This window comes from Synechococcus sp. W55.2, assembly GCF_047461635.1.
Taxonomy (GTDB): domain Bacteria; phylum Cyanobacteriota; class Cyanobacteriia; order Thermostichales; family Thermostichaceae; genus Thermostichus.
On sequence record NZ_JANSHM010000015.1, the window covers coordinates 1 to 18,844 of the forward strand.

The 18,844-nt window shown below is 58.7% G+C and carries 17 protein-coding genes, 1 tRNA gene and 1 pseudogene; 13 read left to right on the forward strand and 6 right to left on the reverse strand.

Features of this window, described 5'->3' with window-relative positions:
- Nucleotides 1-166 precede the first annotated feature (166 nt).
- Nucleotides 167-289, reverse strand: a pseudogene (locus NW828_RS04895) (alpha/beta hydrolase); the annotation flags it as partial.
- Nucleotides 290-367: 78 nt separating this feature from the next.
- Nucleotides 368-988: an imidazoleglycerol-phosphate dehydratase HisB gene (gene hisB / locus NW828_RS04900; RefSeq protein WP_011432314.1), complete on the reverse strand. Its 621-nt coding sequence runs from the start codon at nucleotides 986-988 to the stop codon at nucleotides 368-370.
- Between the two features lie 311 nt (nucleotides 989-1,299).
- On the opposite strand from hisB, the gene NW828_RS04905 reads away from it, so the two are divergent.
- The 5 genes from NW828_RS04905 to NW828_RS04925 all read left to right on the forward strand — a co-directional run bounded on the left by NW828_RS04905 (nucleotide 1,300) and on the right by NW828_RS04925 (nucleotide 7,322).
- A complete protein-coding gene (locus NW828_RS04905; protein WP_414382040.1) occupies nucleotides 1,300-2,715 on the forward strand; it encodes a RecQ family ATP-dependent DNA helicase in 1,416 nt (471 codons plus the stop codon).
- A 105-nt stretch (nucleotides 2,716-2,820) separates the two neighbouring features.
- Nucleotides 2,821-4,683 carry a glycoside hydrolase family 3 N-terminal domain-containing protein gene (locus NW828_RS04910; protein ID WP_414382043.1) on the forward strand — a complete coding sequence of 621 codons (1,863 nt, stop codon included), beginning with the start codon at nucleotides 2,821-2,823 and terminating at the stop codon, nucleotides 4,681-4,683.
- A gap of 299 nt (nucleotides 4,684-4,982) precedes the next feature.
- The gene (locus NW828_RS04915; RefSeq protein WP_369791762.1) at nucleotides 4,983-5,276 is read left to right on the forward strand and encodes a c-type cytochrome; all 294 of its coding nucleotides are present in this window, start codon (nucleotides 4,983-4,985) and stop codon (nucleotides 5,274-5,276) included.
- Between the two features lie 9 nt (nucleotides 5,277-5,285).
- Nucleotides 5,286-5,957 (forward strand): diacylglycerol/polyprenol kinase family protein, encoded by a 672-nt coding sequence (locus tag NW828_RS04920; RefSeq protein WP_414382045.1) that lies wholly within the window; start codon nucleotides 5,286-5,288, stop codon nucleotides 5,955-5,957.
- An 87-nt stretch (nucleotides 5,958-6,044) separates the two neighbouring features.
- Entirely contained in the window at nucleotides 6,045-7,322 is a 1,278-nt protein-coding gene (locus NW828_RS04925; RefSeq protein ID WP_414382047.1) for a Glu/Leu/Phe/Val family dehydrogenase, read from the forward strand.
- A 93-nt stretch (nucleotides 7,323-7,415) separates the two neighbouring features.
- Here the strand turns inward: NW828_RS04925 and NW828_RS04930 are convergent, their stop codons facing one another.
- Both NW828_RS04930 and NW828_RS04935 read right to left on the reverse strand, forming a co-directional pair.
- Nucleotides 7,416-7,721, reverse strand: coding sequence for a hypothetical protein (locus NW828_RS04930; RefSeq protein ID WP_414382050.1), 306 nt, complete (start codon nucleotides 7,719-7,721; stop codon nucleotides 7,416-7,418).
- Between the two features lie 396 nt (nucleotides 7,722-8,117).
- Complete coding sequence (locus NW828_RS04935) at nucleotides 8,118-8,375, reverse strand: helix-turn-helix domain-containing protein (RefSeq protein WP_041436246.1); 258 nt, start codon at nucleotides 8,373-8,375, stop codon at nucleotides 8,118-8,120.
- 321 nt (nucleotides 8,376-8,696) lie between these two features.
- Here NW828_RS04935 and NW828_RS04940 point away from each other — a divergent pair, with 321 nt between their 5' ends.
- From NW828_RS04940 to NW828_RS04955, 4 genes are all read left to right on the forward strand, one after another.
- Nucleotides 8,697-9,806, forward strand: coding sequence for an RpoD/SigA family RNA polymerase sigma factor (locus NW828_RS04940; protein ID WP_414351534.1), 1,110 nt, complete (start codon nucleotides 8,697-8,699; stop codon nucleotides 9,804-9,806).
- A 649-nt stretch (nucleotides 9,807-10,455) separates the two neighbouring features.
- Complete coding sequence (locus NW828_RS04945) at nucleotides 10,456-11,415, forward strand: COX15/CtaA family protein (protein ID WP_414382052.1); 960 nt, start codon at nucleotides 10,456-10,458, stop codon at nucleotides 11,413-11,415.
- A 53-nt stretch (nucleotides 11,416-11,468) separates the two neighbouring features.
- Nucleotides 11,469-12,461, forward strand: a complete 993-nt coding sequence (locus tag NW828_RS04950; RefSeq protein WP_414382110.1) for a heme o synthase — start codon at nucleotides 11,469-11,471, stop codon at nucleotides 12,459-12,461.
- 147 nt (nucleotides 12,462-12,608) lie between these two features.
- A complete protein-coding gene (locus NW828_RS04955; protein ID WP_414382055.1) occupies nucleotides 12,609-12,887 on the forward strand; it encodes a hypothetical protein in 279 nt (92 codons plus the stop codon).
- A 461-nt stretch (nucleotides 12,888-13,348) separates the two neighbouring features.
- Here NW828_RS04955 and NW828_RS04960 read toward each other — a convergent pair.
- Nucleotides 13,349-13,421: transfer RNA gene (locus tag NW828_RS04960), tRNA-Ala, on the reverse strand.
- A 253-nt stretch (nucleotides 13,422-13,674) separates the two neighbouring features.
- Between NW828_RS04960 and sppA the strand changes: the two genes are divergently transcribed.
- The 4 genes from sppA (at nucleotide 13,675) to pheA (ending at nucleotide 17,584) form a co-directional block, all read left to right on the forward strand.
- A complete protein-coding gene (gene sppA / locus NW828_RS04965) occupies nucleotides 13,675-14,712 on the forward strand; it encodes a signal peptide peptidase SppA (protein WP_414382058.1) in 1,038 nt (345 codons plus the stop codon).
- A 44-nt stretch (nucleotides 14,713-14,756) separates the two neighbouring features.
- Nucleotides 14,757-16,031: an alanine racemase gene (gene alr / locus NW828_RS04970; RefSeq protein WP_414382060.1), complete on the forward strand. Its 1,275-nt coding sequence runs from the start codon at nucleotides 14,757-14,759 to the stop codon at nucleotides 16,029-16,031.
- Nucleotides 16,032-16,215: 184 nt separating this feature from the next.
- On the forward strand, nucleotides 16,216-16,584 hold the full coding sequence (locus tag NW828_RS04975; protein ID WP_414330167.1) for a late competence development ComFB family protein: 369 nt from the start codon (nucleotides 16,216-16,218) through the stop codon (nucleotides 16,582-16,584).
- Between the two features lie 13 nt (nucleotides 16,585-16,597).
- Nucleotides 16,598-17,584: a prephenate dehydratase gene (gene pheA / locus NW828_RS04980; RefSeq protein ID WP_414382063.1), complete on the forward strand. Its 987-nt coding sequence runs from the start codon at nucleotides 16,598-16,600 to the stop codon at nucleotides 17,582-17,584.
- 256 nt (nucleotides 17,585-17,840) lie between these two features.
- On the opposite strand, the gene NW828_RS04985 is transcribed toward pheA, so the two are convergent.
- Complete coding sequence (locus tag NW828_RS04985) at nucleotides 17,841-18,707, reverse strand: sulfite exporter TauE/SafE family protein (protein ID WP_414382066.1); 867 nt, start codon at nucleotides 18,705-18,707, stop codon at nucleotides 17,841-17,843.
- Nucleotides 18,708-18,844 lie beyond the last annotated feature (137 nt).

Sequence of the window (18,844 nt, forward strand, 5' to 3'; positions counted from 1 at the left end):
GTGGTTGGCTTGCCAACTGCAGGGCTACCGAAAGCCCGCCCTGTACTGCGAAGCAGTCAGGGTCGGGTAGTTTACGTCTCGAATCAAAGTAGTGCGCAGAGGTGCTGGGATCAAAATCGCGTGTGAGCAAATCTGCCAAAGCTGCCTGCTGCTCTGGCGTAAGCCGCCGCAGATAAAAATCCAACTGCCGGCTCACCGTGCCATTGTGAGCAAACTGGGCCAGATCCTCCACGGGCAAGGAGAACTCAATCAAACAAAGGCGGCAGAAACACCCCCAAGCGCTCTGCACCCCCCATCTGGTCCAGACCGAAGAAAACTGTCCCCAATCCTAGAGCCAAGGCCAACAGTCTCCGTGGCCAGTTCATGCCTAGAGTACTCCCTTCGAACTGGGGATCCCTTCTTGTCGGCGGGGATCCCGTTCTACAGCCATGCGCAGGGCACGGGCAAACGCCTTAAAACTGGCCTCGACAATGTGGTGGGCGTTGAGACCGGCAGCTTGGCGAATGTGCAAGGTAAGCTGGGCGTGGTTGACCACCGCCTGATAAAACTCCCGCACCAACTGGGTTTCGTAGCGGCCAATGCGCTCTGTGGGCAGCTCCAGGCCATAGCTGAGGTGAGGGCGACCCGAAAAATCCAGCACCACCTGCACCAGGGCTTCATCCAAAGGCGCCCAAAAATGGCCGAAGCGATGAATGCCCCGCCGATCCTGCAAAGCCTGCGCCAGAGCCTGTCCCAGCGTGATGCCCACATCTTCGTTGGTGTGGTGATCGTCGATGTGCAGATCCCCTATGGCCTTGATCTGCAAATCGATCAACCCGTGGGTGCTGAGCTGGGCCAGCATGTGATCCAAAAAGGGGATCCCAGTATCGATCTCATGGCGCCCGCTGCCATCCAGGTTCAGATGAATTTGGACATCCGTTTCTCCAGTGCGACGGTGAACAGAGGCCGTTCTGGGCTGGAGCAGGCGCGAGGAGTCGAGGGCAGTCATGGGAAAAGTATCGAAGCAGGCGGGAAGTCCCAGCTCTAGGATCGCACAAGCCCGCCGCCATCGACACCTTCACCCATGCAGCAGGTGAGAATCCCTTCTCTGCCGGGGATCCTGATCCCAGCCCCCTGGACACGGGGATAGGTGTGACAGGGATCCCCTACAGGCAAGCCGGTGGGGCCGATCCTCTGCGCCCTCACCCCTTGGGAGAGGGGAGCTAGCAGGTTCAGCGGGATTTGAAATAGCCTATAAGACAGCTTCTCCCGAAATCGCTGTAGATTGCTGAAGGAAATTGTTGAAAAGGGGGTTGCCGTTTGCAAGATTGGCAGCAAATCCAACAGGCCCTCAAGCAACACTGGGGTTACGAGACGCTGCGCCCACCGCAGGATCAGGTGATCCAAACTCTGCTGGACAAGCGCGACGCGCTGGTGGTGTTGCCGACGGGGTTTGGCAAATCCCTGTGCTTTCAGCTAGTAGCCCTGCTGCAAACAGGGGTGACGCTGGTGGTTTCACCCCTAATCGCCCTGATGGAAGACCAAGTTCAGGATCTCTGGAAACGCAAGCTGCCGGCAGCCTGTCTCCACAGCGAACTGGATCCAGCCCTGCGCAAGCGGGTGTTGAAGGCCCTTGAGGAAAACCGACTGCGCCTGCTCTATCTGGGGCCGGAGACCCTATTCAGCCCCCCCGTTTGGCAACGGCTGCAACAGCCTCAGGTGCACATCAACGGCCTGATCGTGGATGAGGCCCACACGTTGGTGCATTGGGGAGGATCCTTCCGGCCCGACTACCGCCGTCTGGGATTGCTGCGCCCGGCTCTGGCCCCGGTGAAGTCCTCCTTTCCCATTGCCGCTTTTACCGCCACGGCTGACCCCCAAACCTGCAGCCGCCTCAGCCAAATCCTAGAGCTGCGGGATCCGGAGTGCATTCGCGCCGATCCCCTGCGGGCCAATATCTCCCTCAATGTCGCGATAGCCTGGAGCCCGGCGCATCGTCGTCGCCGTCTGCTGCGATTCCTGGGGGAAAATCCCGGCTCGGGTCTGGTGTATGTGCGCACCCGGCGGGATGGGGAAGAGCTGGCCGAGTGGCTGGGCCGACAGAACTTGAAAACCGCCACCTATCACGGGGGGCTGGAAGCGGGATCCCGCCGTCGGCTGGAACGGGCCTGGCTGCAGGGGGAACTGCGCTTTCTGGTCTGCACCAACGCCCTTGGCATGGGCATCAACAAGCCGGACGTGCGTTGGGTGCTGCACTTTCATCCCCCGCCCAGCTTGATGGATTATTTGCAAGAGGTGGGACGAGGCGGTCGGGATGGTGGCCCTTGTCGGGCCCTGATGCTGGTCTCGGAGCCGACGGGCATGCTGGATCCCAGCGATCGCCGGCGCCAGGCCTATTTTTATTCCCAGCAGGAGCGCCTTCAGGCCCGAGCACGCCACCTGCTCCAAACCCTACCCCAGCAGGGATCCTACGCCGACCTGCCGCCTGGAGAGGTACGGGTGGCCCTGGGTCTATTGCAGGAGATGGGCTGCCTGCACTGGCCGGATCCCTTTCACTTTCAGGTGTTGCACCGCCGTTGGCAGCCTTTAAGACGAGAGGATCCCTGGCAAGGGATGGAAGCCCTCATCCACGCCCGCGGCTGTCGGTGGCAGGCGATCTTGCCCTATTTTGGCTACCCTGGGGAGCAGCCCGGCCTGCCCTGTGGCACCTGTGACCGTTGTCGGCTTTCTCGTTAGCCCTCAACAGCCCGCTGCGAGCCGCAACCGGCAGGAGTGGCTATCATGATCTGCGTTTCTGCAAAGGGAGCAGTTCCCCTTGCTGACGAACTTTCGGCTGTGCCTATGAGTGTTTCCGGATCTCCGCTTGAGGAACTGGATCGACCCTTATCCCTAGCTCGGCAGGTAGCCCAACTGTTGGTGGTGCCGGTCTCGGCCCGTCTGGGATCCCAGTCTCCTCCCCGAGAGATCCTCAAACGGCTTATCCAGGAGGTGGGGATCGGGGGCATCTGGCTCACGGATGGCCACGTGGCCGAGGCCCTGCTGCTGATCGAGGAGGCCCAGTCTTGGGCGGCTCTGCCCCTTTTGGTGGCAGCCGAGGTCGGGCGGGGGCTGGCCCTGCAGGGGGCGACCCCTTTCCCCCATCCTCTAGGGTTGAGCCGCCTGGGGGCGGAAGCCGAGCGCTGGGCCGAGCAGTGGGGGCGGATCACGGCGCGGGAGGCGGCGGCCATCGGCATCAATTGGTTGCTCAGCCCGGTGGCAGAGCCACTGGGGGAGCTGGCTTTGGCGGAGGATCCCCTATCTGCTTTGCAACTGGCGCGAGCTTTTGTGCGCGGATGTGAGCAAGCCACCCCGGGCAGCACAGGCGGGATCCTAACCACAGCCAGCTCTTTTCCGGGCAAAGGCTGGAGGGATCCGGTTCAGGCCGGACTGAAGCCATCCCCAAAGACAACAGACACCCCCTGGTGCCCCCGATTAACCCTGACCCTAGCCCAGCTTCAAGAGGGGCCTTGGCTGCCCTTTCGAGGTTTGGTGGAGCAGGTGGGGGCGATCTTGGTTTCCCACGTGGTGCTGCCGGAGTGGGATGAGCGCTGGCCTATCACCCTGCTGCCGGAGCGGCTGACCCAACTGCTGCGCCAGGAATGGGGGTTTGGTGGGCTTATCGTCGTGGATAGCCTCGATCAAGGCTTTCTGGCAGAGCTGGCCGTTCGCGTTAGCGGGACGGAGTCCTTTCCCAACTCATTGGCCGTGCGGGCTTTCCAGGCCGGTGCCGATCTGATTCTGACCCCCCCCGATCCAACGGCATCCTTGGCAGCCGTTTTGGAAGCGGTGCAACAGGGATCCCTCAGCACAGACCAGCTTGCCCAGTCGGTGACGCGGGTGCTGCGGGCCAAACAGCGACTCCTACCCGCCGCCTCAGCTCTCCTCAAACAGGTGTGGCCGGCCCTGGCAGAAACCGACTTCAGCGCCCTTGGCGGATGGATGGGAGCCAAGGATCCCACGGATCCGGCCCTCAACCGTGGCTCTCCCGCCGAGCAACTGAAGCCTTTGCTGCTGGGGGATCCCATCTCCAAGGACAAGGACTCCGTTCCGCGGACGCGAACGGCGTTGGGAAAGTTGTTCAACAGGCGCTCCCACCTGACCTCTGCTCTGCACAGAGCCGCACAGCTGAGATCCCTCTTGGCCGAGAAGGATATCGCCCTCTGTCAAGCGGCTATGGCCCGCGGTGGCGTGGAAGGAGGCCGGCCCCTCAGCCCGCCCGCAGAGCCCGGATGGTTGAACTGGATCTGGCAGGATCCCCCCTTGGGTGCTGCCGATGTGCAGTTGCAGTCTCCCGCCCTCCATGTTCCGGCTGCCCTGGGCATGCTTCCTGTGCTCAGCGATGCCCTTACCCCCCTGCCTTGGTTGGAAGCCGCTCTAGACAACGCCCCAGGGTTGATTTTCCAAGGTTTCCTTGGGAATCCCTTGCCCAACTATGTGCTGGATTGGCTGCAACAGCATCGGGAGCGGGTGGCAGCCGTCGTCATTTACGGTAATTTATCTCTCTACCGTCGCCTGCGGGCGCACTTTCCATGGGCCAATGCCATCCACAGCCTCAACCGGGATCCCTGGGCCCAAGCGGAGGTGATGGGGCGGCTCTTTCCCAACCGTTCCCCCTCAGAGGGATCAAAGTCTCACGTGGCCCAGCCAACCATTAAGAAAAAGTAAATACCTTTACAGATTATTGGCAGGGAAAGGCTCCTGAGTTATCGTGTTGGTTGAAATGTAAAAGATTGAAACGGTTTCTCTCAGCGTTGTCTGTGTCTCCCTCCCTCTCAGACACTCCTCAATCCTGCAGCAGCCAGTCGTCAACTGGCAGTTGGGTTGAGTTTGAGCAAAAGCGACTTCAGCCTCCATCCCAACGACGTTTACAACCCTTTCTCAAATCCTTGCAGCGATTCTTTACAAGTGTCTGGTCTCAAAAAACTCGGCTGGGTCTTGCCCTCCTCGGCCTAGGGCTGGCGATATTGACCTGGGCTTGGCTAAGTGCTGAGGCTCGTCTGGATCCCTACACGGAAGCCGTCCTCAGCTTACAGGGGCAGGTTAGCCATGGTGCATCCTTGTTTGCCCTCAACTGTGCAGCCTGCCACGGAGAAGAAGCGGATGGCCGGGTAGGGCCCAGTCTGCGGGGGGTGAGCAGCCGCCGCTCGGATCGGTTTATTATTCAGCAGGTGACCGGTGGCAAAACGCCTCCCATGCCCCAGTTCCAGCCGGATCCTCAGGAGATGGCAGATCTGCTCAGCTACTTGAAAACCCTCTGAGGCCGTTTTATGGGCCTGGCCCAGCAGCTTGCTTGCTATGCTCTCTGGCTGGCCGCCGTATTTGCTTTTGCGGAATGGCTGCGCTCCCGGCAGGTGGACGGGGAATGGGTGCGCAAGGCCATTCACATTGGTGTGGGCAATATCATTTTGTTGGCTTGGGCTTTGCAAGTGCCTCGCTGGCTAGGGGTGGGATTCTCTCTGGTGTTTGCCGGCTTGGCGCTGCTCTCCTACCGGGTGGCCATCTTGCCCAGCTTGAATGGAGTCGGTCGCCGCAGCTTTGGCACCTGTTTCTACGCCATCAGCATTGGTCTGTTGCTGTTTTGGTTTTGGCGTCCCCAGCGACAGGTCTTCGCGGTGATCGGCATATTGGTGATGACGTGGGCCGACGCCTTGGCAGGGTTGGTGGGCAAAACTTGGGGCAAACACCCCTACCAACTGGGATCCATTCAAAAAAGCTGGGAGGGATCCCTGACCATGTGGGCGGTGAGCAGCTTGGTGATTGCAGCTCTGCTGCTGGGGTACTTTGGCTTCTCTCTCCCTTTGCTCGGAGTGAGCCTTTTGGTGGGAGGGATGGCTATGGGACTGGAGGTGTTCTCTTGGTGGGGGTTGGATAACCTGACCGTGCCCCTGGCCAGTGCCGGCCTCTGTTTCGTCTTGATCCAGATCCTCAATTATTTGTAACGCTTGCTACAAAACGTTCCTCTCCCGTCCCCGGCGGTATAGCGTGGAAACAGCCCTTTCTTCTTCTCCACCATGGCTGCAAGTCCCATGCTCGCCTCTTCTGCCCCTCCCTCTCCCGCCCACATCTGTCCCTTTGCCCAGGCTTGTAGCTACCTGGATTGGGCAGCTCGCGAGCTGAAGCTGGATCCCGGCTGGGTGGCGATCCTCAGCACCCCCCGCAAAGTGGTGACGGTGGCGATCCCCGTGCGGCTGGACAACGGACACATCCAAGTGCTGGCCGGCCATCGGGTGCAGCATTGCAACGTTCTCGGCCCCTACAAAGGGGGGATCCGCTACCATCCCGCGGTCACCCTTGAAGAGGTATCGGCCTTAGCGATGCTCATGACCTGGAAATGTGCCCTTATGGGCATTCCCTACGGTGGGGCCAAAGGGGGGATCCCCCTCGATCCCAAGCGTTATTCGGTCTCGGAGCTGGAGCGCATTACCCGCCGTTACACCAGCGAGCTGATCAAGGATATCGGCCCTGCAGAGGATATCCCCGCTCCAGACATGGGAACTTCCGCCCGCGAGATGGCCTGGGTGATGGATACCTATTCCATGAATGTTGGGCATGCGGTGCCGGGAGTGGTGACGGGCAAACCTCTCTCGATTGGGGGATCCCGAGGGCGAGAACTGGCCACCGGACGGGGGGTGATGATCACGGTACGGGAAGCCTTGGCCCGACATGGTGGATCCCTGGCAGGGGCAACGGTGTTGATCCAAGGCTTTGGCAATGTGGGCGGGGCAGCGGCCAGCTTGCTGCATGAGGCGGGAGCTAAGATTGTGGCGGTTTCCGGCAGTTCTGGGGGCCTTTATAACCCCAAAGGACTGGATATCCCCGCCCTCAAAGCTTACATGAAGGAACGGGGAGGCCGCATGGCGGGCTTTCCACAGGCTGAGCCCATTAGCAATGCCGACCTGCTGGTGCAAAAAGCGGATGTGTTGATCCCTGCTGCTCTAGAAAACCAAATTACCGAAGCCAATGCCCACCAAATTCAAGCCCGGATTGTGGCAGAAGCTGCCAACGGGCCAACCACCCTTGCCGCCGACCGGATTTTGGAATCGCGAGGGATCCAGGTATTGCCAGATATCCTAACCAATGCCGGTGGAGTGGTGGTGAGCTATCTGGAGTGGGTGCAGGGACTCTCTTACGTCTTCTGGGATGAAGAGCGAGTTTATCAAGAAATGGAAGGTCTGATGGTACGTGCCTTTGAACGGGTGGTGCAGGAGGCAGAACGGCGGCAAGTGTCGCTGCGACTGGCTGCCTACACCCTAGGGGTAGGCCGAGTGGCCCAAGCCCTACAGGATCGCGGCCTTTACCCGTAGACGCTCCCCCACCTGGAGACCGGGAACTCTTGGCTCAACAAGCCCACTTGCCAGGGTTCGGCTGCCCAAACTCTGCTGGAGGTAGTCCTTTTCTCAAGCCCGACGGCGTTCTTGCTCCTGCTTTTCCTGCTGCTGCCATTGCTTGAGCAGCTCTTTTGCCGCCTGCGGGGTAAAGTAGTCCAGCTCCATCAGCTTACGGTAGGTCAGAATTTGTCGCATCTCCAGGGGCATATCTGCTTTTTGGTAGAAGTAGCGAATGCGATTGATGTTTTGCTCCATTTCTGTAAACTCTTGCTCCCGCTTGATCTGCCTTTCCTGCTTGAGCACTTCATGGGGAGCGGACAGGCGGCTGTAGTTGGGGATCCGTTGCGTGCCTGTGGTTTTGCTCGCAGCAGGCACACGGTGGCCTCCGGTTTGTCGGTTGTTGGCCTTGTTGGAATTGAAGAAGAAAGAGAGCATCGGCAAACCTCACACAAACAGATAGACGGCCAGATAGACGGCGGCAGCTTAACGCCAAGTCAACAATATCAAGTTTAGGTGAAGAAGCCTGTGATCCAGATCCTTCTTGGAAAAACCCGTACTTCCGGCGCGGCGCTGTATCTCTCTGCTTTTCCCACCCCCGCGGATGGTCAAGGAAAAGCTGGGGTTTGGCCTCAAGCCAATCTATTCATGAGTCCAGCCTACCGTGTTTACACGGAAAATGACTGAGATCACGTCCGAGAGTACAAGGTATTTAAGTATCTTCACGTCCTTTTGTTCGGGATCCCTGTATCGGATGTACTTTCCCGCAGGCCGCTACAGGTGGGATTCATCTCCGCTCAGCAGCCAAGTGACCGATACCCCCAACGCCTTGGCAAAGGCCACCAGTTCTTTGTCAATGACGCGCCGTTTTCCCTTTTCCACCTGGCCAATTTTGACGTAGTCCAACTGCACACCGTACTTGGCCAAGCGACCCGCCAGTTGATCTTGGGTGAGTTGCAGCTTCTCCCGTACCCAGCGCACCCGTTCCCCAATCAAGTTGGCCGATGGATGGTGCCGGTCGTTAGACTCCATAGGAGCAGAAAGCCGTAAATATTCTTTGTCCAGACTGAGGAAGTTGAGGGATCCTCACATGGTAGCCTGAGCTGGCAAGGTTCCCTTTTTCTGGGATCCCACCCGGCAGCCGTTGAGCTAACCGGCTCACAAACAAGCTTACCTCAAGGTCTAGATCGAAAATCGCTTACCGCTTTTTGCCGGGCAACCCCTTGCCTGCAAAGACTTGGCGGACGGGACCCCTGCTGTTCCCGCATCCAAGCGGAAAAATCTCCGGACAAAAAAGAGGGTCATGATCGATTTTCGCTCGCAGCAGCAGCAGAAACCTTTTTAGACTGGGAGATGAAGTTCTCTCCTCACCTGGCCGTGGTTTTTTCTCGTCCTCATCCTGAACACTCTGCCTCTTCGCCTCAGGAGTTCGACGATCTCTGGTTCGACCCTGAGTCTGCCCCTCAAGACGACCTCGCAGAAGTTGACTCAGAGCCAGGGGCCGGCGGATCCCGGTTGAATGAAGACGCTGTCGATCACTACCTGAATACCATCGGTCGCGTGCCCCGCATCGATCACGCTGAGGAAATCGAGTTGTCGCGCAAAATTCAGCAAAAGCTCCTCATCGACCAAGCCCGGCAGGAATGGCGGCAACGGCGGGGGGAGGATCCCAGCGATGAGGCTCTGGCCGAGGCCCTGCAGATTTCCGTATCCACCCTTCGCTCCCGCATCCGACAAGGGGAGCAGGCTCAGCGCAAGCTGGTCAACGCCAACCTGCGCCTGGTGGTCAGTGTTGCCAAAAAATACCTCAATCGGGGGGTGCCCTTTTTGGATCTGATCCAAGAGGGCAATATCGGGTTAATTCGGGCCACCGAAAAATTCAATGCCGAACGGGGGTTTCGCTTCAGCACCTACGCCCATTGGTGGATTCGCCAAGGCATTACCCGCTGCATTGCCAACCAAGCGCGGACGATTCGCCTGCCGGTACACATGGTCGACAAAGTACGCCTGCTCAAGCGCACCAACCGCGAGCTGATGAAGCTGCAGGGGAGGCGGCCCACCGAAGCGGAGCTGGCAGAAGCCTTGGGCATTAAAGTCAAGAAACTGCGCATGATCCAGCAGGCTGCTGCTTTGCCCCTGTCGCTGGATGTGCCGGTCGGCCAAGAAGGAGAAAGCCGCCTTGGAGATTTGCTGCAAGATGAGCGGCAAGAGCAGCCCTTTCAAGGGATCCTCGTGCAATCGATGCAGCAGGATGTGCGTTCTGCCATGCAAACCCTGAAGCCGATTGAGAGGCAAGTGCTGGAGTTGCGCTATGGGTTAGACGGGCAACAGGCGAGAACCCTGCGGGAGGTGGGGGATCACTTCAACCTGACGCGGGAGCGGATTCGTCAGATCGAGCGGGATGCCCTGCGCAAGTTGCGGGTGGGATATTCTTCGCGGGCTTTGGCTCAGTACATTCGCTAGTGGCTACAGGCCTGGCAGACCGATTTCCGGGCCAGCTTCTGCCCAGGGATAGCCTTTTTTCAATCTTCTTGGGTTGAACACCATAGCCCCTTGCAGCGGCGATGATAAGGATCCCTTATCCCCTGAGCCTATTGGGGCTGATGACCCCCCGGCTACCTCATCTTCACGACCAGAGCCAGTGGGAAGGACTTTGGCAGCTAACCTCTTTGGTCGTTGAGGAGTTGGCTGATCGGTTTCCTCTGGCGCTCAGGCATTGTAGTCATTCCAAACGAGATTGAGACACTCCCGCTGCCGCCCAAACGCTTCGCGCCGCTGCCGCGACCCCTCTCCCAGGGGGAAAAGGATTGGTCTGCTGGCTTGACTTCCCAGAGGTGCCTAGGATTCGGAACACCTGTGCGCCGAGAAAGAAATTCTTAAAAAGCCTTCGCCAGCCACAAAACCGCATTTAGGATTGGCTTCGAGGAATAGTCAGCGAGTAACCTGCGTCTTTGTTTCCAGATGGCCCGATACCAAGCCGGCTAGGCTTTTTCAGCCCAGCCTCTTTTTCAGTGCAGATGCTCGAGCCGTCAGCCCAGTCTTTGCTATGCCTTCAACTGCAATGGATTCTTCGATCTTTCATCAATCCCAACCTTCTTCCCAGCGGAATCCTGTGCTCTCAGACAAGCTTTCCCTGCGTATGGGACAAGCCCTACTGGGGTTAGCATTGGCCACTTGGCTGCTGATGGGGTTAGGCAGTGCCACCCGCGTCATGAATGCTGGGCTGTCCTGTCCAGATTGGCCCCTTTGCTACGGGGCAATTGTGCCCAGCCAGCAGATGAACCTACAAGTCTTTTTGGAATGGTTTCACCGCATGGTGGCTTCTGGGGTAGGCTTGGCTACGCTGGTTCTGATGGGGTTTGCTTGGCTGAAGCGTCAGGCATTGCCCACTTGGCTGCCCTGGGGTTTGAGCTGGGCTTTTGTTCTGGTCTTGATGCAAGGGATCCTGGGTGGGCTGACGGTCACGGAGCTGCTGCGCTTTGATATTGTGACGGCCCACTTGGGCACGGGCCTGCTGTTTTTTGCCACTTTGCTCACCCTGGGATTACTGATCTGGACAAGAGCCGGTTCTAAGGACTCCATCCTGCCGCTGCGACTGGGTGAAGGGCCATTTTCCGTCGGCTACTTGCCTTGGCTGGGCTTGGGGGCGGTGCTGCTGGTGTATGTCCAGAGCCTTCTGGGCGCCTTGGTGGCCTCCCAATGGGCTTTGCATCAATGCTTTGCTGCCGGCGAGCTGTGCTGGGTGATGAATAGCCACTTGCTGGGGGTTGCTCCGGCCACCCTTGGGGTGTTGGCGGTAGCGGTGGCCACCGGGCTGCGGCGCAAGCGGATCCCCCGCCTTCTCAAGTTCTTGGGCCATGGGTCTGTTGGCCTGCTGTTGGCCCAGGTGGGGATCGGTGTTTTGACCTATCATTACCGGCTGCAGGTGGAGCCTCTGACGGTGGCCCATCAGATGACAGGGGCAGCTTTGCTGGCCTGTCTGCTGGGTTTTACGGTGCTGGCCTGGCGAATGCGAACCCAGGGGGAAGAAGGCCAGTGGATGGCCATGACCACAGAAATGACCGGTGAGTGAATTTCATGCAAGATAGCGTTTTAGTCGACCGTCAGGCTTCCTACCAGAACCCGATGGGGGGGATCCCCTCTGAGCAGAGCCCATGTGCTCTGGGGTGCGAGCGCCAGGCGCTTGTCCAGGTTTTGCGCAGCTACAGCCAGTTGGTGAAGCCCAAGATCATCGCCCTCTTGCTGATGACGACGGCTGGGGCCATGTGGATGGCAGGCAACACCGACCCGTTCAGGTTTTTCATCACCCTTTTGGGGGGAGGAATGGCGGCGGCGGCAGCCAACGTCATCAACATGGTGTATGACACCGATATCGATCGGATGATGGAGCGAACCCGCCATCGTCCCCTGCCTTCCGGTCGAATCCGGGCGCGGGATGCTCTGATTTTTTCGGGGATCCTGGCTTTGGCTGCCTTTGGGTTGTTGGCTATTTTCACCAACCTGCTGGCTGCCGGTTTGGCCATGTCGGGGATCCTGGTGTATGTGGGGGTCTATACCCACTGGCTGAAGCGTTCCAGCACGCAAAATATTGTCATCGGTGGAGCGGCAGGAGCGATCCCACCTTTGGTGGGCTGGGCAGCAACCACAGGCGAGCTGAGTTGGGCCGCGTGGGTGATGTTCGCCATCATCTTTTTGTGGACTCCACCCCACTTCTGGGCTTTGGCCATTCTGAAGCGGGAAGACTATGCCCGTGCCGGGGTGCCGATGCTGCCGGTGGTAGCGGGCGAAAGACTCACTGCCGCACAGATTTTGCTCTACGCGCTGCTGATGGTTCCGGTCAGCCTGTTGCTGGTTTACCCCTTAGGGATGCTGGGATCCTTTTATCTGAGCGCGGCGGCGCTGCTGGGATCCCTCTTGGTTTGGAAGGCGGTGCAGTTGCTGCAGGATCCCTGCAATCGAGATCGGGCGGCCTCGCTCTTCACGTTTGCCAACCTGTATCTGCTGCTGTTGTGCGGGGCCATGGGTCTGGATAGGTGGTCGTTAACCCACATCCTCTGGAGCCAGGCCACTGCGTCCCTCCAAGGGATTTACACCACCCTCATAGCGCTGGCCAGCTGACTTGCGCGAATGGGGGATCCCTGGGTTGATAACCCCCGTTGGCCAGCCGGTTTTTCCTCAAAATTGCGGCCCATTCTCAGAGAGTGACACTCCATACCGTGCAGGGTAGAATGAGCTAATCATTAGCCAAGCAAGACACACCCGGCCATGACCAATGAGGAAATTGAGACGCGCTTTGTCCAGTTGGCCGAAGCTGTGACCAAGGTGGCCAATACAGTTGCCCAGGTTACCGATGCTCAGCTTGCCTTGCAGACTCTTTCGGGGCGTCTCGCTGAGGTTGTCCTGGAATTGCGGCAGGAAGTGCGGGAATTGCGGCAGGAGCTGAGAGAATTGAGGCAGCGGCAGGCTGAATCGGATCAACGCTTTGAGGTTCTCCTTCAGGAAATCCGCTTCTTAATCCGCCGTCAGGGAGAGGGGCAAGCGTGAGTTGGGAAATCGCCTGGTGGAAGCCCCTGAGATAGGTCAGGATCCTCTCTGTGGAAAGGGTGAAAACAGCGGAGGATCCCTTGCTGCCTAAGGTTTGCTCCCAAGCAGAATACTTTCATTATTTCAAACAGCAATGAAACGGCTTGCTGCGTCGATCCCTAACTCCCCTCTCCCAGGGGAAGAGAAGCCGGAGGTGAGGGAAGGCCGCCTTACAGGAGAGGAGTTGGGGGTAGATTTTGCCGAGCCTTTGTGGACACTTAAGAAGCCCAGAAGCCTTGCTGGATAGGACTGTCTGGGCTTGGGGAGATGTTGCTGAACCGTTTCGCAACGCATAGTCACTTATCTCACCGTCAAGGTGAAACAAACAACCGCTTGCTTCCTGCTAAGGCCTCCGGCCCGCTAGCGCAAGCAGTAGAAATAGATGGTAATAGAAGCCACGACTGCTATCAGCCCTCTGGGGATGGAGCTTAGCGGACTTGAACCGCTGACCCCTTCAATGCCATTGAAGTGCTCTACCAACTGAGCTAAAGCCCCAATCACTTGGCTTCGAGCCAGAATCCCGCTCAAGGATCCTACCCTCTACTCCAGCTTACACTGGCAACCTGCAGAAGATGCCTCAGCGGTAAAAAACGCTGGAACCTGATCGTAAATAAGTGGAGGATCCTTGTCAATAGCTTGGATGGCTCAACCGAGATGAGGAGTTTGCTTGGTTCTCAGCCTTTTGGTGTCAGACGTTGCGAGAAGCCCGCGGGGTGGTAGAACGGAGTCAGTGGCAATTGAGGGGCCTGTGACACAAGAAACTCAGCTTAACCGCATTTTGGCGGCTTCTTTGCTGGTCGTCTGCCTTATTGCGGCCATTGTCGGGGGCACGCGCCCTGCCCCAGAGTCTACCCGAGGCGGGGTCGGTCTAGAGGCCGCACGGGGGGCGGAGCGCATCGAGGTGGTCACCCTGGAAGGAACGATAGGCGGCCCAGGGGGTTCGACTTTGGTAGGCCTGCCCACTTCTCCTGTGGAACAGTTGCGGGAGGCAGCACGGGATCCCTCTGTCAAGGCTGTATTGCTGCGCATCAACAGTCCCGGCGGAGCTGTGGGATCCAGCCAGGAACTCTACCGTGCCGTAACTGCTCTGCACGAGGCGGACAAGCCGGTGATCGCTATCCTAGAAAACATTGCTGCCAGTGGGGGGTACTACGTGGCCAGCGCTGCCGACAAAATCTATGCCAACCCTGGCACCCTGACCGGCAGCATAGGGGTTATCATCAGCGGCCTCAGCTTTGGTAAGTTGCTGGAGAACTACGGCATAGAGCCGCAGACCTTCAAAACCGGCGAGTACAAAGACCTTCTCTCTCCTTTCCGCAGTGCCACTCCTCAAGAGCAGCGCCTTCTGCAAAACTTGGTGGAGGATACCCTCGAGCAGTTCATTCGCGATGTGGCCCAAGGACGCCAGCACCTGCCAGAAAAGGCAGATGAGGTGCTGGAAGCAGAGATGATCGCGCGACGGCAGAGCTTGGATGAAGACCGGGTGCGACAATTGGCCGATGGACGCATCTTCACCGGGGCGCAAGCTGTGGAGGTGGGCTTGGTGGATGCTTTGGGGGGGTACACGGAGGCGGTGGAGGATCTGCGGCGCATGACCGGGGATCCCTCTTTGTCGCCGGCGGGTGAGGGAGAGGGCTTCCAACGAGTCCTGCGACGCCTGTTAAGCCAAGGACTGTCCTCGCAAAGGCAAGCCGCTTGGCTGGGCCGGCTGTTGGAGAGCAACGAGGCTGTTGGGATCCCAGACGTGCCGTTGCTGTGGATGGCGCCGGAGTGGACTTTGCGCTAAACCTAAATCTAATCAGGACGGGTTTTGGGTGTGGGGGGTGAACGGTGAATCGAGAACCGGTCGCGCCGGCGGCGCAGGGCACTTTGAGAGCAGCTGCTCTGGGAGTGCAGGGCAATACTTGGAGAGAGGGATCCCAGAAGGCCAATTCCTTGGCGGAGCTGGATTGGGCCATCGACCTGGAGCTGTTGACCAGTCGGGCTTGGGTGGAAATTGACGCAGCCCAGCTGCGAGAAAACCTGCGGCTGTTGCAGAGGCGCCTAGGCTCAAACGTCGAGATCTGGGCGGTGGTGAAGGCCAATGCCTACGGGCATGGGGCGCAGTTGGTGGCTCCCGTGGCTATTGCGGCTGGGGCCAAGGGGCTATGTGTGGCCACCCTGGCCGAAGGGATCGAGTTGCGGCAAACGGGGCTGCAGGCTCCGATTCTGGTGTTGGGAGCTTTGAATACCTGGGCAGAACTACAGCAGGCCATGGCAGCCCGGTTGGAGGTCAGCCTCACCTGTGCAGAGCAAATCCCGCTGATGCGCCAGGTAGCCCGTTGGGCCGGGCGACCCATCCCGGTGCATGTCAACGTGGATACGGGTATGACCCGTTTGGGGATCCCCTGGAAGGAAGCTGCAGCCGTGTGGGGGCAGATTTGTCGGATCCCGGAGCTGGAAGGCTGTAGCTTGTTTTCCCATTTGGCGACGGCGGACGAGCCCCATTCTCCAGTCATGGAACAGCAGCACGCCCGCTTTGCCCAGGTGGTGGAACAGATCCGCCAAGCCGGGGATCCCTTACCGGCGCTGCATCTGGATAACTCAGCCGGTGCTTTAACCCATCTCCACTACTCCCGTGTGCGTTTGGGGTTGGTCCTCTATGGCCTGTCCCCTGCCCCTCACTTGCCGGTGCCAGGTCTGCAGCCAATTCTGCGGCTCAAGGCGCGGCTGTCCCACATCCAAACTGTGCCTGCTCAAACTGGCGTGAGCTATGGGCATCGCTACATCACCTCTCGCCCCAGTCGCATTGCCACTCTGGCCATCGGCTATGCGGATGGGATCCCACGGCGGCTTTCCGGCTGGCTGCGAGGATGGGTGCGCGGCGGCTTGATCCAACAGGTGGGCACAATCACGATGGATCAATGCATGTGGGATGTAACCGAGAGGCCGGATATCCAGGTGGGGGATGTGGTGGAGCTGCTGGGCCCCAATCTGGCAAATGCGGGTTTATCTGTGCAGGATTGGGCCGATCAGTTGGGTACTATTTCCTATGAGTTGCTGTGTGGACTTTCTGCCCGTCTGCCAAGAGTGTTGGTTAATTCTCTGGGTTTTGATGATGCCTGACACGACAGATTGGATTGCCTCAAGCACGGATAGGAGCGGGCCAGAGGCTGTTCGCGTCGGCAGCAGAGGGCTTGACTTGACGTGTCAACAGAGAGTAGAGCAGCATCGAAGGTAATCGAGGGCACTCCTGCTCCCTGAAAGACAGGGGCTTGGCGGCGGGTTCGATTCACATCAGGAGGTAGCGATGGCGGAGCAACATAAGCCTCTGAAGAGCCTGGAAAATCAAATGGAACGGGCTGTTCTGGAGATGGTCAATGAAATCCTGCTGATGGAGAGTCAACAGCGCTACTGCTTCTGCGAGAAATTCTGTAACGATGCTGCCGCCCTGGCTTTGAACAACCTCCAGCCTCGATACGCCACCAGTTTTCACGGCTCTCTCCGAACTTTAGAAGCCATTCAAGCGGATCAGGAGTTGCAGAGGCTGATCCGATTGGAGGTGGTGAAGGCCATGGACAAGGTGGCGGCCAATCCCCGTTGCCCAGAACCTGAATGTCCTTTGCTGCTGCGCGACGCCGAGACGATAGAGTTAGAACTGGCCCCTAGCGACAATTGAAGGAATGGCTCTGATGGAGCTGCGCTCCGCTAGCGCGAACGTTTCCCCTTCGCCAGTGGCCTTCCTCGGCCCTGCTGGAACCTACACAGAGTTAGCAGCTTTGCTGGCCTGCCCTGAGCAGCCTCACCTGCACAGCCAGGGATCCCACCCCTTAGTGCCTTATCCAACGATCAGCGCCTGTCTAGAGGCGGTAGCTGCCGGCCAGCAACAATGGGCGGTGGTGCCGGTGGAAAACTCGGTGGAGGGGGGGGTCTCGATGACCTTAGACGCCCTCTGGCAACTGGAGGGGCTAGGGATCCGACAGGCGCTGATCCTGCCCATTCGCCATGCCCTCATCGGACGTGCCTCGCGGTTGGAGCAAATTGAGCAGGTCTACTCCCACCCGCAAGCTTTGGCCCAATGTCAGGCTTGGCTGAGATCCCATCTGCCCCAGGCCACTTTGATCCCAACCCGCTCGACCACCGAAGAATTGGATCGCCTGCAGGAGCAGCCCAACGCCGCCGTCATCGCCTCAGAACGAGCTGCCACCCTCTACCAACTGCCGGTCTTGGCCTGCCCGATCAACGATCACCCCGACAATTGCACTCGCTTTTGGGTTATTGGCCGTGCGCCGCTCTCGCGTTCCGGTCAACAGGGTGAAACCTCTGCCGATCCTGCTTCTCCGGGGGGATCCCATACTTCCTTGGCCTTCAGCCTGCCCCACAATGTGCCGGGAGCACTGCTGAAACCTCTGCAAGTGTTTGCGGAGCGAGGCCTGAATATGTCTCGCATTGAGTCGCGCCCCACCAAAAAATCGGCAGGGACGTATGTCTTTTTTGTCGATTTGGAGAACCCTATCGGCCAACCCTATTTGGATGCCGAGGTGGTTGCGGCGCTGGAATCAATTGCTGAAACCTTGAAGCTCTTCGGCAGCTACCCTGTGCATGACCTCTGCAAACAAGGGGATCTATCCCAAGTAGCAAAAGCCCTGCCCTCTGAGGGGAAAGCGCGTCCAGCGTAGCCAAGTCTTTCAAACCGTTGAATCCATCTGAGTCATCAGGCCCGAAAGCTGGGAGCGACACCCGATAGAGTCATTTCAGGTTAGGGTGAGACGCCTGGGCTGCTGATCGCGCCAGCGGGACGGAGTCCTTGAAAAGCCTTCTGGATCAGTGCATGCAACATTTTGGGTTTGAGTTCAGTGTCCCAGTTTAAATCCAAATGACCGTAGCTTGGAACCAGGACTGCTGTCCCGAGCACTGGGGTAGACCAGGATCACTTCACAGAGCTCGATAACCTTGCCAGGCTTGCCAAAAAATGTAAAGAGAAAGAATGGCCAGGAAGCCCCGAAACAACAGACTGACGGTTTCATCGGGCAATTTGGGCAGGGTGCGTGTGCTAATCTGTACACCGATTAACCCCCCTGTGCCCAAGATTAAACCTGGGATCCAGAGCACATTCTGGTGGATGGTGCCGTCCCCGAACCCCAGGCCATTCCAGATCCAATCGCTGAGGCCCGCATGGCTGGCAGTGGCAGCAACTGCTGTGATCACAATGGCCCCCAGACTGGTCTGAATCGCCACTTTGATTGTCTCTTTCAGCAGCAGGATCTGCATTGGCACCAGGATCACCCCACCGCCGATGCCAAACAGCCCGGCCAACAAACCGGCAGTGCCGCCGGTCAGGGCGCGGGCTAACCAGGGAGACATCTGCCCTGAGGACTCCGTCCCGCTGAGGTGCTCGGCACCGCTGACGTCAGCCCCCAATTCTTGGGCCTGGATAACCACCTTTTTGTTGAGTTGCACCAGGTAAGTGTTGGCCAGCAGCAACACTCCAAACGCTGCCAACAGCAGATAGCTGGGAAGGCGACTGGCGATAATTGCTCCTACTTGAGCCGTAAGCAACGCTGGGATCCCCAGCAGGATCACCCGTTTCAGATCCAGCATGCCCATCCGCCAGTTTTGGATGCTGCCTGCAATCGAGGTCATAACGATGGAAAGGTTGCTGGTGGCTGCAGCTTGAACCGGTGGTATCCCCAAGCTGACCTGTAAGGGCACCAGGATCGTTCCACCGCCAATGCCCAGAACCCCGGCTAGGATCCCTGCCACCAAGCCCCCAACTGCCAAGGCCAGACCCTTTTCTTCCATTGCTTCTCGGCCCTGCTCATCAACAAAACAAGCAAAATGTCTGTTATGGTAGCATTCTCCGTCCTCGGCAAGACCATCAGGGAAGGGATCCCTTGGGGCGGGGTTGAAAAGAGGCGCATCATAATAATGTTGGACAG